This window comes from Streptomyces sp. NBC_01515 (assembly GCF_045040345.1).
Taxonomy (GTDB): domain Bacteria; phylum Actinomycetota; class Actinomycetes; order Streptomycetales; family Streptomycetaceae; genus Streptomyces.
This window is the reverse complement of the sequence record NZ_CP109416.1, coordinates 22,815-37,159: the sequence shown is the minus strand read 5'-3', so window position 1 is coordinate 37,159 and position 14,345 is coordinate 22,815. Positions and strand designations below refer to the sequence as shown.

The 14,345-nt window shown below is 69.3% G+C and carries 12 protein-coding genes; 5 read left to right on the top strand and 7 right to left on the bottom strand.

Annotated features, from left to right (window positions below):
* Positions 1–83 precede the first annotated feature (83 nt).
* Both OG407_RS00120 and OG407_RS00115 read right to left on the bottom strand, forming a co-directional pair.
* Positions 84–929: a PaeR7I family type II restriction endonuclease gene (locus OG407_RS00120; RefSeq protein ID WP_405853786.1), complete on the bottom strand. Its 846-nt coding sequence runs from the start codon at positions 927–929 to the stop codon at positions 84–86.
* The gene (locus tag OG407_RS00115; RefSeq protein ID WP_405853784.1) at positions 832–2,514 is read right to left on the bottom strand and encodes an Eco57I restriction-modification methylase domain-containing protein; all 1,683 of its coding nucleotides are present in this window, start codon (positions 2,512–2,514) and stop codon (positions 832–834) included. Before OG407_RS00115 ends, OG407_RS00120 begins: the two co-directional genes overlap by 98 nt.
* Positions 2,515–2,921: 407 nt before the next feature.
* Between OG407_RS00115 and OG407_RS00110 the strand changes: the two genes are divergently transcribed.
* A complete protein-coding gene (locus tag OG407_RS00110) occupies positions 2,922–3,245 on the top strand; it encodes a DUF6119 family protein (RefSeq protein WP_405868207.1) in 324 nt (107 codons plus the stop codon).
* Positions 3,246–3,979: 734 nt separating this feature from the next.
* On the opposite strand, the gene OG407_RS00105 is transcribed toward OG407_RS00110, so the two are convergent.
* A complete protein-coding gene (locus tag OG407_RS00105) occupies positions 3,980–4,507 on the bottom strand; it encodes a peptidoglycan-binding protein (protein WP_405853783.1) in 528 nt (175 codons plus the stop codon).
* Positions 4,508–4,650: 143 nt separating this feature from the next.
* Between OG407_RS00105 and OG407_RS00100 the strand changes: the two genes are divergently transcribed.
* Entirely contained in the window at positions 4,651–5,700 is a 1,050-nt protein-coding gene (locus OG407_RS00100) for an ArsR/SmtB family transcription factor (protein WP_405853781.1), read from the top strand.
* A 567-nt stretch (positions 5,701–6,267) separates the two neighbouring features.
* On the opposite strand, the gene OG407_RS00095 is transcribed toward OG407_RS00100, so the two are convergent.
* The 4 genes from OG407_RS00095 to OG407_RS00080 form a co-directional block, all read right to left on the bottom strand.
* Positions 6,268–7,239 carry a TniB family NTP-binding protein gene (locus OG407_RS00095; protein WP_405868205.1) on the bottom strand — a complete coding sequence of 324 codons (972 nt, stop codon included), beginning with the start codon at positions 7,237–7,239 and terminating at the stop codon, positions 6,268–6,270.
* A 119-nt stretch (positions 7,240–7,358) separates the two neighbouring features.
* Complete coding sequence (locus OG407_RS00090; RefSeq protein ID WP_405853779.1) at positions 7,359–9,452, bottom strand: Mu transposase C-terminal domain-containing protein; 2,094 nt, start codon at positions 9,450–9,452, stop codon at positions 7,359–7,361.
* Entirely contained in the window at positions 9,449–10,159 is a 711-nt protein-coding gene (locus OG407_RS00085) for a TnsA-like heteromeric transposase endonuclease subunit (RefSeq protein WP_405853777.1), read from the bottom strand. The genes OG407_RS00090 and OG407_RS00085 overlap by 4 nt, the downstream gene beginning before the upstream one ends.
* 210 nt (positions 10,160–10,369) lie before the next feature.
* Entirely contained in the window at positions 10,370–11,764 is a 1,395-nt protein-coding gene (locus OG407_RS00080) for a DNA-binding protein (RefSeq protein WP_405853775.1), read from the bottom strand.
* Between the two features lie 188 nt (positions 11,765–11,952).
* Here OG407_RS00080 and OG407_RS00075 point away from each other — a divergent pair, with 188 nt between their 5' ends.
* Genes OG407_RS00075 through OG407_RS00065 form a run of 3 tightly spaced genes read left to right on the top strand, consistent with a single transcriptional unit; the run spans position 11,953 to position 14,264 of the window.
* Entirely contained in the window at positions 11,953–12,561 is a 609-nt protein-coding gene (locus OG407_RS00075) for a hypothetical protein (protein ID WP_219094016.1), read from the top strand.
* Positions 12,555–13,979 carry a hypothetical protein gene (locus tag OG407_RS00070; protein ID WP_405853773.1) on the top strand — a complete coding sequence of 475 codons (1,425 nt, stop codon included), beginning with the start codon at positions 12,555–12,557 and terminating at the stop codon, positions 13,977–13,979. The genes OG407_RS00075 and OG407_RS00070 overlap by 7 nt, the downstream gene beginning before the upstream one ends.
* A 3-nt stretch (positions 13,980–13,982) precedes the next feature.
* Complete coding sequence (locus tag OG407_RS00065) at positions 13,983–14,264, top strand: hypothetical protein (RefSeq protein WP_405853771.1); 282 nt, start codon at positions 13,983–13,985, stop codon at positions 14,262–14,264.
* The last annotated feature ends 81 nt before the right edge of the window (positions 14,265–14,345 follow it).

The following is a 14,345-nucleotide window of genomic DNA, read 5'->3' as shown; positions in this document are numbered from 1 at the left end:
CGCCGGCCGGGGGCTGTTTTGGGCCTGTTGCCACAGTTGCCGGGGGATGGTGGTTGGGTGCGCCGTTCCCTTGCCGACCAGCCCTATGGCAGGGGGAGTCCGAGCTCGGCGAGGTAGGAGATGCGGGCGTTGATGGCGGCGGCGAAGTGGCGCCAGTCCAGGCCGCTGACGGGTTCGGCGGGTGTGGGTTCGGCGGGGGAGGAGGTGATGTAGCAGACGGAGTCGTAGAGTCCCTCGGCCATCAACCGCTCGCAGAAGATCCCGAAGCGGTCCTGGTAGGAGGTGTTGTGCCAGATGTCGTGCACGGGAAGAGCCCCGTCGGCGATCCGGACCGGGGAGCGGGACTTGGGGTGGTCTTCCATGATGAAGAAGTAGCCCAGCCACGGCTTTTCACCGGGATACAGCTCGGTGAGAGCGGCGCGTTGCAGATCGACGGCGCTTCCCAGGGCTTCTTCGATCCGGTTGTTGTAGTTGTTGCTGAAGGACGGACCGCCGAGCGCTTTGAGTTCGAAGGCCGCGACCAGGGTGGTGCCGTGGGAGACAACCACATCCCACTGTTTTTGAGGACGGTAGTAGCCGGGGAGTTCCAGGCGCTGCTGCGTGCTGATGCGGATGTCGCCGGGCGGGTAGCCGCATCGAGGAAGAACTTGGCCAGTAGCGCGGCGATGGTGTCGAAGTGCTTGCCGCCGCGGACGGAGCCGGCGGTGCCGGCCCCGACGGCGTCCTTGATCGCGGACAGCTCCCGCTGGGTGTTCTTGACTCCCCAGTACGCCGCTATGGCGTCTTCGAACTCCTGACGGCTGACCGTCACAGCGCCCCTCCCGCTTGCGTTCAGTCCGGGAGGTTCTCCAGTCCGTACGCCTGCAGCGCTGCCTGCGTTGCGGCTTGCACGTCCCGGTCCTCGAACGCTTTGACCAGCGCTGAGCCAACCCCCGCCGGGATCCCTGCTGGATCCGGGACACGGATCTTACGCAGGTACTGCGCCTGGAAGCGAAGCGTGCCGCCGCGCATCTTGACCGCGTATGCCTCGACGAACGCCTGGGCCACTTTCGACAGCAGCAGACCGCCCAGCACGCGCAGGTCCCAGGTGTCGGACACGACGAAGTACAGATTGTGGTGCGGGTAGTGGCCTCCCTCGTCCAGGACGGGGTGGATGGTCAGCTTCATGTCCGGCAGCAGCAGCTTGGGCCGGGCGGTGAGCTTGGCGTCGACCTTGTCGATGGTCTTGTACCAGCGGCTGGGCTGCTTGAGAGCGACATAGCGCTTACTCAGTGCGGTCCGGTGCCTCTCGAAGTACGCAGCGAGCCGCGGAAAGCCGTCGAGATCCACCAGGTGACCCTCACGGCTCCACGGATTGACCAGGTAGGTGCCGTCCCAGGAAAGGGTGCCGCTGGTGGTGTCGCGGACCATCGCCAGCGGCAGCAGACGGTCCTCTTCGACCGCAGTACGGTCCTCGGTCAGGAAGACCTTGTCCGCCCCGGTGGCGATCCCGATCCCCACCCGTGTGCCGGTGGACTGGTCCTCCAGCAGGGGGAAGCGGTCACTGAGGTCTTCCAGCATCGCCAGGCGTGCGGGAGAGGCCTGAGGCCAGGAGTCCTCACCCGCAAACCAGTGCGGCAGCCGCGCCGCATGGAACGCCGGCGTCGTAATGAGCGCCTCGTCCCCGCTGGCCGACCACACCTGCAGTTCCCGGGCCTGCCGGGCGCCGAAAGCCCCCGTGGTGTCGGCGGCGACGGCAGATCCCTGGCGGCCGTTTCTGATGACGGTAATGGCAGGGTAGGCCGAAACCCGCTCTTCGAACGCGTCCACATCGTGCATGGTCACCACAAGATCCATGCTGTAGCGCTGCGTGACGAGATTGCGCAGGCCGCGCCCGTACTGATTGCGCATCCACCGGTCGGCGCAGATGAAGCCGAGCCGCCCTTCCGGCTTCAGGCGGCGTAGGCCCAGCTCGAAGAAACCGACGTAGATATCCGCCCGGCCTCCCATCGCGGAACAAGACCTCCGATAGGCCTCCATCCGCTCGTCCGGAACGTCTTCCAGCCTGATGTACGGCGGATTGCCCACCACGAAATCAGCGGTTTCCGCACGCGTGTCCTGCAGGAGAAAATCCCCCTGCACCACCCATGAGGCGACCGCCTTGCCGACCTCTGCCGTGCCCCACCCGTCCGCGCGCAGTATGTCGGCGACAGCCTCCCGGCTGCGCTCCACGTTCACCTCGACCAGGTCGAACGCCTCGATGGCATCGATCGCATCCAGCAGCCCGCGGCCGTGCGCGCGGCACGAGGCGCTGAGCCGTTCCACGACCGCACTCAGGAACGCGCCGGTGCCGCACGCCGGCTCGACCAGGCGCCTGACGGCAAGATCCTCATCCGCGGTGTACCCGACCATGTCCAAGATCGCATCGACGACCCAGCGCCTGGTGAAAACCTCGCCGTGCCGGACCGCCTCCTCCAGCGAAGCAGGCACGGGCAACGTGTTACCGGGCAGGCTGAACAGTGTCTCGGGTGTCACCCGCTCGACCCTATCGCCCGCCTCCTCGCCTCATGGCCAGGCGCAGCTGAGCGCCTGCGGTCCCGTCCGCGGAAGGGGCGCTTGTGAGCAGGCCGCGATGGGGCAGTGACGGCGCCGCCGTCTGCCGTGCCGGGCTGCGCCGGCCGTCGGCGGCCCTGGCTGCGATCTGCGTTCGGAGAGGTTCCCGCTGCCCCCGACGGTTCTCTGTCCTTGGGGGCGAGCCGTCTCCGGTTCGGTGTTGGTTCGCGAGACGTTCGCCATCCTCTGCGACGCGGGGGTGAGCTGGGCCAGGGCCCGAACGGGAAGACCGGCTGAGCCTTCGGGGCGGCCGTGGCGCCGACTGTTTCCGGGGAGAAAGGAGGGGCCGGTGGGTGTTGATTCGCATTGTGGGGTTGGATAGCGGCAGGATGTGTGGTGCCGGACTGCGGGGTTGCCGTCCGTGCATTGCTGTCCGACGGCGAAACCATCGACGCTCTGCTGGTCCTGGCGCTGCCGCCTTCCGCCACAAAGGCCGAGGACTGCTGAACGCTGCGCATTGTCCGGGAAGCGCCGGACCACCGCTGCTTCACGACTTCGGCACCCTCCGGGTGGCCTTCGGGATCCTCCTCAAGGACGGACAGGACATCCGTGTCGACTCGCTCTTCGCCTTCGCCCGGGTCTCACTGCTCCAAGCAGTCGGACGGTTGCATGCGATGAACGCGGAGGTCTCAGTCGTCGCTGTCCACCGCTGAACCAAGTACGGTGACGCGCTGGTTCGGGTGTCGCACCACGGCCAACTGGCGTGCACCTGGGCATGGGCGAAGAAGCTCTGCTCATCGTCTGTACAGCGTGGGTGCTGTGGCGTTGCTACCGGGCCCGCAGACGCCAGCAGCGGGGGAGCGGACCGGCTACCTTCGTCGGCGTGACGACGCACGCCGAAAGCGGATCACCGATGCCTGCCCGAACGACGCCGCTCATGCTCTACACGCCAGACCACGCCTACGAGCGCATCACCGGCGAGGAATGGGACCGCCGCACTCGGTACTCCTACGAGTCGTACTCGAACACCGGCGGGTGGGCAGTCTGAACACCGTCGACGCCCATTGGAAAGCCCGACCCCGGTGATCGTCCTCACGGAATGTGTGCCTGATCCCCGCTGACACCTACACAGCCATACCGCCGTCCCGTCGCCGCGGTCTTCGTCACCGCCACAGCAGCGGAATCGGTGCGTGCGGAGGCGAAACTCCGGCCTGTTGCCGAGGAACTGCTTCGCTCAGTGCTGGCTCGACGAGGCTCAGGAGGCCCTTGGCGCCGGCGCGGCAGGACGTCCGTGCGGGTACCTCCGCCACGCCCTCCGCCGCGCGGAGGACGCTGCCCGCCATGACGGCTGAGCGAGGTGTGCACGCGGCCGTCGTGGGCCCGGCACACCTCGGACTCGCCGCCATGCGGCTACGGACAAGGGTTGTTCATCGCTGAAGATCCGCAGCTACGAGCAGGTCCGGTAGTTGTATCCGGCGATGCGGCCGGCGCCGGTGCCGTCTACGAAGTGGTAGTAGCCGTCGCTGTCGCGTGTGACGTCGATGATGAACTCGGTGCCGATGTACTTGGCCACCGTGCCGTCCGTCCCGTAGGACGAGTTGCGCAGCCAGTTGCCGGCCGCGGTCCAGGTGTTCTTCCCGGCCGAGCCGTCGCTGTCGACCTGGAACTTGGTCTGCCATCTCGCGGTCGCGGCCTTGGTGGTGGGCCCGAAGTCACCGTCGATGCCGGAAGCGGCGAGTTCGCCGTCGGCCCACAGGATCTTCTGCCACAGGCAGGTCGCGTTGGACGCGGTGTTGTGGCTGGTGTCCACGATGCCTTCGTTGTCCCAGTCGTCGGTGAAGACCCCCGCACCGTAGACGTAGGCCAGGCCGCTGTAGCTACCGCTCGCGGACGCGGGGGTGGCGCTCAGGACGAGGACTCCGGCGGTCAGGGCTCCGATGGTGCCGGTGGTCACTTTGGATCTCTTCGAAAGCACGCGAGTTCCTCCTGGTTCGGGCGGTCGAACGTCGGATTCGGCCACGGTGCCTTATTGGCCTGGCGGAACCCTGGCACGCTCTCGCCGGCGGCGACACACTCTTGTGCCTGAGCGCAAATGTGGAGCTCTCCGGGGGGAGTCGCGTGCTCCGTATTCACTTCACCGAGGTCGACCTCGCCCGCATCCGCGTCGCCGCGGAGCCCGACCCGATGTGGGAAGTGCTCTCGACACTCCACCGACTGCAGTCCCGATGCGGCCGTTGGCAGTTCGCGGCCTGGCACCGGACGATCCGAGCCGACCTGAACGCGGCCGGACTGGCCCGGCCCGTGCGCAAGGTGCTGTTCCCGCTGTACGCCCTCGGGCCGTACCTGCCCGACTTCCTGACGCCGCCGGAGTCCGAGGGCGGGATCACCGCGGCCCTCGACGGCATCCTCCGTATGCCCGGGCGGGACGTGCGCGCCGAGTTACGGCTCTTGGACCGTTTCTCTCCGGTGCCGTCCTGGGCGCTGCGGCTGGATCAGGGGGCCGAGCGCCGGGAGTTCACCGAGCTGATCCGCCGGTACCACGAGGTGGCCGTCGCGCCGTTCACGGAACGCGTGGCCAGCGGGATCGTCGCGCACCGCGCCCTCCTCGCCCGCGCGCTGTTGACCAGGGGCGTCGAGGGGCTCCTGTCGAGCCTGGGGCCTCGATTCCGCTGGCACCCGCCGGTCCTCGAAGTGGACTACCGGACGGACCGCGATCTCCATCTGCGCGGACGCGGGATGAGGATCGTGCCGACGTACTTCTCGTGGGGAACGCCCGTCGCCCTGGCCGACGCCGACCTGCCGCCTGTGCTCTCGTACCCGCTCAATCACCCGACGGTGCCCGAGGAAGCACTGCCCGCGGAAGACAGGCCGCTGGGCGCGCTGCTCGGGTGCACGCGCGCGCGGGTCCTGCGGTGCATTTCGGGCGGGCTGACCACGGGAGAACTCGCCCAGGTAGTGGGGGTCTCGCTGTCCGCCGCCAGCCGGCACGCCTCGGTGCTCCGCGACGCCGGGCTGACGACCAGCCGGCAGATCGGCCCGACGGTCCTACACACTCTGACCCCTCTCGGGGCCGCGCTCCTTCGGCAGGCGCCTGGCATGGGGCGCAAGAGCGGTGGTTCCTCTTCGGCCCTGCCTGGGCGTCCGGGACACCGGACAGTACGGCCGTGACTGCCACCGCTACTCCACCGGAACCGGCACGTTCTCCGTCTCCAGCCCGCCCGCCGGGCTGAACAGTTGAGCTGTGCTTCCTACGGATCCCCGCTGCCGGGAAGGGGCTTGGAGCCACGGGAGGAGGTGCGCGATGAGTGAACCGAAGAAGGCCGCGGCGCCCCCAGGCGGTACGGAGGTTGCAGCGCAGGGACACGGCGTCGGGGCCAAGGAGGAGCGCTTTCAAGCGTCTTCGCGGGCAGTGATCTTCACAGATTACGGACGCGGTTGATCCGCTCCTGCCCTTGCCTGGTCGGCTCGTTGCCCGAGCGACGATCGTGCCGCGCCGCCAGTGCGGTGACGCTCGGAGGGGGGTTTGTTGGTGTATGAGGCAGCGGCTGGCCTGGTGTGTTGTTGGTTCGTTGAGAGGCGGGGTGGACGGCTTCGGTGGGGAGGCCGGGGTGTGTGAGCTGGGGTTGTGTGTTGTGTGTTGATCCTGTCTTGGTTTGTCGTAGGTAGCTCTGGCGTGAAAGGGCTCGGCTGGTGTTTGTGCTGGTCAGGGCTGTTTGTGCTGGTGGGGTGGTGGGGTTAGCGGCCTCGTGTGCGGGGGCGGTGGTGGGTTTCGGCGAGGTGGTCGAGGCGGATGGCGTCGAGTGATTGCTTGGTGATGTGTTCGGTGCCGTCGCAGATGGCGGTGATGGCTGCTTGGCGGATGAGTCGGGTGAGGGATCCGATGCGGCCGGCGGTGCGTTGGTGGAGGTAGGGGGCGTGGCGGGGGAGGGTGCCGGGTTTGTGGTGGTGGAGGTCGAGGTTGTTTTCGATGTCGGTGATGACGTCGCGGAAGGGTTCGCGTGTTCCGTGGCGGGCGGGGAGGGGGCCGCAGGTGATGAGGGTGGCGCGTCCGGCGAGTTGGGCGCCGCGGGTGCCGGAGAAGAGGGGTGTGTCGGTGACGTCGATGCCGGCGTAGACGAAGGTGGCCCGGAGGCGTTCGGTGAGGTCTTTGAGGAGGTCGGCTGCTTGTGCGCCGGTGGTGGTGCGGGGGTTGAGGCGGTGGATTTCGTCGATGAGGACGAGTTGGACATCCGCGGCGGTGTAGGTGTGGCAGACGGCGTCGGTGATCTGGGTCTGGGTCATGCGGGTGGTGGTGGGGATGCCGAGGTAGCGGGCGAATTCGGTGATGAGGGTTTTCGCGGTGGCGCCGGGCGGGACGAGGACGTACGCGACGGGTACCGCGGCGTGTGCTGATCCGGGCTGTGCGGGGTTTTTGCGGGTGTGGGCGAGGTGGCAGGTGCGGCCGACGTTCAGGAGGGCGGTCGTTTTGCCGGCTGCGGCGGGTCCGGTGACGATCAGCGAGGGCCGTGCGGTGGCCTGTTGGTGGCGGCCGAGGATCATCAGGGTGCGGACCTGGGTGGCGAGTTGGCTGATGGCGGGGGTGCGGATGGTGACGAACGCGGAGTGGTAGGCGAGGCGTTCCTCCGGGCTGCGGGGTGGCTGGCCGGGCTGGGGCGGGGTGACAGGTTCGGTGGTGACGAATTGGTGCCAGCCCTGCCAGGTGGTCAGGGGCCAGGACGGCTCGGCCGCACCGCCGTCTGCGCCGGTGGCGGCGTTGTGGGCCTGGGCGGCGTTCGGGCTGGTGACGCCGGCACGGGTGGCGTGGTCGGTGCGCGGGCTGGGGGTGGTTACCACTTGTCGGCTTCCTCGTGTGGGTTGTAGAGCCCGAATCCGGTGGCTGCGGCGAGGGTGTCGTCGTCGTCGAGGTCGTCGATGCTGTCGTCCTCGTCCCGCTGCGCTGGGTCGTCGGCGCTCTGGCCGGTGTCGTGTTCTGGGTGGCGGGCTGCGGGGAGGGGGATGGCAGTGGTGCGGGCCAGCAGGGCTAGTTCGGTTTTGGTGGCGTGGCCGCTGTGGACGCGGCGCATGAGCTGGTCGAGGGCGTCGGCGAGGTCGGCTTCGTACTGCTCTGCATCGCTGTGGTTGTCGTGCAGGGCGAGAGTTCTGATGTGCTGCCAGGTGTGGTCGTTGAACGGCTGGTGGACGTGGTCGCGGTGGATCCACGGGATCTCGGTCAGTTCGCCGTCGGGCAGGCGGACCCAGATCTGGCGGACGTCGTGAGGGTTGTGGTGGATCTCCCATTTCCCGCCGCGCGCCGTGATGGGGGAGGGCTGGCCGCGGTAGGGGGCGAGGAGGTCCGCGTCGTAGGTGCGGTGGTGGATGCGGATGCCGGAGGCGGTGATGGCCTGCCAGCGCACGGGCAGCAGTTCGAGGTAGTCGTGGCCGGTCAGCGGGACGGGCACGTGTCCGGCGACGGCAACGAGGGCGGCCCACATCTGGTTGGGGGTGAGGGCCTTGCGGGGCATCATCGGGTGGCGCAGGCCTTCGTGAGGGCGGTGGTGGTAGTGCACGAGCCATTCGTCGAGGAGGTCCTGCAGGTGGGGGACGCTGTAGCAGGCGTCTTGTTCGGTGTCGGGGCCGCGGCGGGTGACGTCGGATCCGGTGTAGCCGGGCAGGTGCTGGCAGAACAGCGCGTTGATGGTGCCGAAGGCGCGCTCCACGATGCCTTTGGCGGTGGGAGCGTGGGGCGGAGCGGGCTGGACGCTGATGCCGAGGGTTTCGCAGGCGGCGGTGAACGCGCGGGAGACGAAGACGCGGCCGCGGTCGACGACGATCGTCTCCGGCAGGACGACGGGCCGGGCCGCGGCGCCGGCCAGGCGTTCGTCCAGCGTGGCCAGCCGCTGGTGGGGGAGTGCGGGGGCGTGGTCCATGCGCAGGATGTCGGGCCAGGTGGGGCGGGCGGGGTGCGGGACGGCCATCTCCGCCAGCAGCAGGGCCGCATCGACGGCTTTGGTCGCGCTGGGGCACAGGACGGCGGCGAGGATGGCGCGGGTGGCGACGTCGATGGCGATGGTGAGTTCGGGCCGTGCGAGGCGGCCGTCGTCGAAGAGGGCGAGGACATCCAGGCGGGTGGTGTCGACCTGGACCTGCTCGCCGGGCCGCAAAGCTGTGGTGGGGGTGAAGGCTCGCCCGTCGAAGCTGGCGGGGGTCTGCCGGACGGGCCCGGTGGGCAGTTCGCCGGGGCGGGCGAGAGAAGTGACGAGACGGTACAGCGTGGCCTGGGACGGTGCGGGCACCGTGCCTGGCCCGTGCCGGTCTTCCAGGATGTGGTTGATCAGCGGGAACAGGCCGTTGATGGTGCCCTTGGAGCGGCCGCGCCGGCGGCGCAGTGCCTCGCGGACGGCGGTGACGACGCGTTCGTCGGCCCGCCCGGTGGGACTGGGGGCGCGGGTGCTGCGGTGGTCCAGGAGCCCCCACAGGCCTTGTTTGCGGTAGGCGAGCCGCATGCGCTGGACCGTGGTGCGTGAGACGCGGCCGAAGCCGAGCGCGGTCAGCTCCTGGGCCTTGGCCTGCTCGCGCTGGGCCAGCGTGTGCTGCTCGGGGTCGTACTGCGGACGCACCGTCCCGTCACTGCCGGGCCCGCCGGTAAGGCCGCACTCGACTTCTCTGACGTGCCGCTGCCAGGCCAGTGCCTTCTCGCGTGCCGCGGCGGGGGCGGTCTCGAACAGCCCCCACTGCGGGGCCGCCTGGGGCACGTCGGCCCCGATGACGGTGAAGCCGGGGTCGGCGAACAGGTGCCCGGCGAGCACCACTTGACCGCCGCCGTCCGGGCCGATGAGGTGGATGTCCTGCCCGGCGAGGGCGACCACTTGCCACTTCACGCCGCGGAAGCGGACGTGAGCCCCGACCCTGAGTGCCGGCCGGGCGTTGCGACGGGCGCTCACCTGCGGCCTCCTGTTCTGTCCAGGCGGTTTCGGCTCTGGGCCGGGCCGACCAGGACCTGCTCGTGGAGGGGGCGGTCCAGGTCGGTTGTCAGTTGTCTGTGCCACAGGGCATGGAAGAGGGCAGGGAGAATCTCGATCGGGTCGCCGGCCGCTTCCGCGCCTTGGAGCAGGGGCCGGGGCTGGGCGAATGCGTCGAGGACGGCGGGCATGAGGCCGGGGCGGCCGGCGTTGCGGGGGTGGCGGTACCCGGCCAGCCATTTCAGATTGGCGGCGAGGATGTCGTCGAGCGGGGCGAGGCGTCGGTAGGTCCAGCCGAGGTGCGCGCAGGCTTCCGCTACGGCCTCCGCGGCGTTCAGGGCGCGTTCGCCGCCGGCGTCGGGGTGGCTGGGGCAGTCGGCGAGCAGTGCGGTGCCATCGGTGTAGCGGGCGAACAGCTGCGGAACCCAGGAGCGGACCTGTCCGCGGTGGTTGTGCCACAGCAGCCGCACAGGCCGGCCCGCCAGGGCGGTCACCTCCGGGGCGCGGTCCAGGACCATCAGCTGCAGGCGCATCGCGTTCGACCCGGCCGCCACGTGCCGTCCGGTCGTGGCCGACCACCACAGGCCCGGTCCCCACCGCCGCCCCGGGATCACCGGAAACGCGGACACCGGCGACAGGTCCTCGAACGCCACTGCCAGGGCCGCGTCCGCCCATCGCTGCTGGACCATCTGCCCGAGAGGGTCGAGGAACACCGCCTCGAAGCCGCTTCCGCACGGTGCGGCCCGCCCTGGCCGGCCCCCGGGCCGGGTTTCTGCTGCGTTGATCACTCGCGCCAGCCAACTCCTGCCCGGCCGCGTGTGCCTGCGTTTTCAGTATTTCTGCCACCGACGAGTGCTGTTATCGGCCAACAGCCAACGTGCCCGCTCCGAACACGATGCTCAGCCGCCGTCTTCCTGGCCCGCCGTCAGCAGGGTCATCAAGCTGTCGGGAGACATTTCCGCCCACTGGGCGACCTCTTCCACGGGCATCCCGGCGTTCACCGCGGCCAGGGCGGTCCGCTTCCAGGCATTGTCGATCAGGTCGGCGCTGTGACGCAGGCTGCGCAGGAGCTGGCGGGCGACGTCGGCGGCCGGCCCGGTCTGCACCCTGCGCAACTGTTGCAACTGCTCCTCGGCGCTCTGCACGGCACTGGTGATCAGCGCCCGCTGCTCGGGAGGCACCACGGCCCGCCACATCCTGCCCGAGCCGGGCGCCTTCTTCTCCTTGCCCAGCACCCGCAACTGCCCGGCCATCGTCGCCGGCTGGTGCTCCTGACGCAGCCACCACGGATCGTTGTCGTAACCGGGCGGCCCGCCGGACCCTCGGCGCAGGCGGATGACAGCGCCCATCCACGAGGTCAGCGGTCCGCCGTAGTCGGTGGCAGTCAGCGGCCCCAGCCACCCCCGCCCGACCCGCTCGCCCAGCCGGCGGCAGAACGGGTCGTCCCCGCCCCGCGCCCGAGGCCGTGTCCCCCCGCTTGCGCGCCAGGCCAGCTCGGCCATGGCCGGGTCCAGCAGTGCGTCGGCGACGGTCACCACCTCGGGGAAGACGACCGCGTCCCGGCCCGCGATCCGCCACCGCTCCAGCTCCGTCCCGGCGTTGCCGCCCGCGACCTGGTGCAGCCGCTGCGGCCAGACCGCCTCGTGCTCCCAGTGCAGGGCCTGCTCCCACCACCGGGCCACGACCGCGTGCGCCAGCGCGAACACCCTCTCCGGCTCTGCTCCGGCCCGTGCTGCCCGCCGCGCTACACCCGTCCACCGCCGCTGGGCCGCGGCCACTTCCGGCACACCCCGTACGTCCAGATGCTCAAGGGGCTGGCCGGCGTCCGCGTCCAGGAGCCACCGCCCGTGCTGGACACACACCCGCTCCCAGCGAGGCGCGTACCGCACCACCCGCACGGCCGTCCCCGTGCGCCCGGCGGTGCACAGGCGGCAGCCGAAGGCGACCGGCCCGGCGACCGCGCCGCCGGTCCGCCACGCCGCCGCCGGCATCCCGTTCTTTCCGGCCGACAGCTTGGCGTCTTCCTGTCCCCAGGACGGCAATGCCCGCGCCAGGACGTCTTCCTCGACGCCGCACAGGCCTGCCAGGAGCTGCCGTCCGGGCGTGTTCAGCAGCACTTCGGCGTCGGCCCGCGCGCCCCCGCCGTCGTGCCCCGGCGGGTAGTTGCGCCACTGCCAGTACGACCGCAACACTTTCGCTTCCATCCCGTAGCGGCTTGCGATGCGGCAGATCAGCGACGAGGTCGTCTCCCCCTGCAGGGGAGCGGTCCGCAGCAGGCCGGGATGTTGGGTCACTCCACCACGGTCTCGTGTTCGCCGTCTCCGGCGGGCGCTTTCGCAGTAGCCGTCCGGCCTGGGCCTGTTGTCTGCTTGCTTGCCCATGCCGCGGGTGTCTCTTTTCCTGGAGCCTGCGGACGTTGCTGTGGTGGGGGATTGGCCCGTTCGAGCGCATCGTGATGATCCGATCGCACTAAGCTACGCCTGTGGTGGTTGGCGAAGATGCTCAGGTGAAGGGCTTCTCGGGGGCCCGCAGAGCCAAGCAGTGGCTCGAGGGCACGATGCGCATCTTCGGCGCGTACGCGAACACGGACTCGGAGTCCTGTGGCCGTCGGCTGACTCTGTCCTGGCCGTACGGAGGCCGGACGTTCTCCTTCGATCTGGGGGGTGCCATGCGCGGTGACCCCTACCAGAACGACATGTTCTGCGCGGAGGTCAAGAACTACGCGCAACCCAGCGACCAGGGAACCCAGTTCGACGAGTTTCTCGCCAAGTGCTACGTGGCTGCCCAGGCCCAGCACCACCTCAGCGATCACTTCATGTGGATCACCTGGGCACCGTTCCGGGCGAACTCCTGGTCCACCCTCAACTCACCTGACCAGGTGGAGACCGCGGTCCTTCAGCACAGCAGCCGTGTTTTCGGCACCAGCGACCCCGAGGAAGCCCGAAAACTTCTGGACGCTGAACTCGTCCGGTCGGTCGCCGCCCGTCTGTGGCTGATCGTGCTCTCGGACAAGCAGGAAACTCTCCTGCCGCTCAAGGACTGGGCAGCCATCGTCGCCGCCGAACTCACCCGCAGAGAGGGCTCGTGGTGAACATCGTCGAGCAGTCGATCTCCCAGGCCATGGACGAGCCCGACGACCGGTTGATGTTCACCCAGGTCAAAGACGTAGTCGCCCGGCACCTGCGCCGTATGGACCCCGGTGCAACCGTCACCAAGACCGAGTTCTTCAACCACACCCATGTCCCCGACATGGTCTTGGAATGGCCCGGCAGGCCCCGCACACCGCGCCGGTTCATCTATCTGCGCACCACATCCGACCAGCGCGAGCTGGAGGACGACCTGCAGCGCCTTCCCCGTGCGGACCGGCCGGTGCTCCTGGCGCTTGGCCAACTGCCCACCGTACGGCAGCAGGGAGATCTTCCCCCGCTGCCCGGCAGCAGCACCGCGCTGCTCCTCGACGCTTCCGCGCTCGGCGCGCTCCAGCCGGCCGACGACTCTCCTGGCATTCCCCGTCTGGTGTCCCGCTCCGTTCTTGAAGGCGGCCGCGGCACCCTCGACAAAGCGGCGACCGAGGAGTTCCTGGACACGGTCGTTCAGGGAGCCGAGGCCGCCCGTGCGGGAGAACGCGTTCCCACCCGCGACGCCGTCGACGCCCTCACCGCGCGGATGACCACCGACGTCGCCGACCGGATGTCAGCCTTCCTCGCCGCGCTCTGGCAGGGCGGCGGATCCACGCTCGCCAGCTTCCCCGCACCCCAGCGAGGCGTCGGCCATCTCGACGAGACGGCCCTGATGTACCTCCTGGAATCCGAGGACATCACCGACTCCGCGTTCTGGAACCGGGTCGTCCGCATGATCAGCCTCCCTATCCTGCTGCGCACCCCGGCCGCCGGCACCGGCAACCTTCAGCACCTGATGCGTGAGGCGATCCAGCTCTGGACCAGCCGCGTCTGCATGATCGTGCCCGGCGCGGCAGACGCGGACATCAGCCCGTGGCGCTGGGCGGTGAAGGCCGGCCAGCTGATCCTGCAGACCCCGCGTTTCCATGTGCTCGTTGCCCAGTCCCGGCGCCAGCTCCCGCCCGGGCAGGAGCACGACCTGCCCCGCCTCGACGAAGTGAGGAACAGGGCCGACCGCTTCAGCATCCCGCTGACCTCTCTTCGCATGGTCGTCACGGACCGCCACGTCGGATACGGCGGCCCCGGAGACGACATCTCCCACGACGCCCAACTCGACGGCATCAGCGACGCGCTGGGACAGGCCGAGGGAGTCATCGAAGCCGATGCCCGCATCCCCTCCGGCGAGACTCTCCAGTGCCTGTTCGGCACCGGAATCGCCAGCGCCCGCGGCGCACGTACCCAGGTACCGCTGGACGCCCTCCTCGGCACCACGGCACGCCTGCTCTCCGATCTCTCAAGTGACGAGGCCGAGAAGATCACGCAGCTTCTCGGTGCCCAAGGTCCACCCCCTGACCAGCCATGGAGCCAGCCCAGCTTCGACGACGTATAGGACTTGCACGGGGCCGGCTGGGAGCACGCCATCTTCACCGGCTACACCGCCTGGCGACAGCTACGTGAACAAGACGCCGGCATCGTCCACCTCGACCTCGATCGATGCCTCCTTACCGTCGACCCGCGATGGCTGAAGGCTCCAGCGGAAGACACGCACTGCGCATCGAGCACTGAGGTCCTGAAGCGATACACGCCAGTGCTGCATAGACAGGGGGGCGAAAGCCCTCCCGCCCCCCTGTCTATGCGGACGCCGGTGACTGGCTGGCACTGTCTGAGCCAGTGAGTGGGGTCCCGGACGGTAGCCCGCCCGGTGGTGGATCGGGTGGCGGCTGGGGGACGGAGGCGGGGGCTGTGGCCTGACGGT

Excerpts from the sequence above, each read along its gene's own strand:
- OG407_RS00110 (WP_405868207.1), top strand. The coding sequence starts at position 2,922 with ATGTGTGGTGCCGGACTGCGGGGTTGCCGTCCGTGCATTGCTGTCCGA.
- OG407_RS00085 (WP_405853777.1), bottom strand. The coding sequence starts at position 10,159 with ATGGTCCAGCAGCGATGGGCGGACGCGGCCCTGGCAGTGGCGTTCGAG.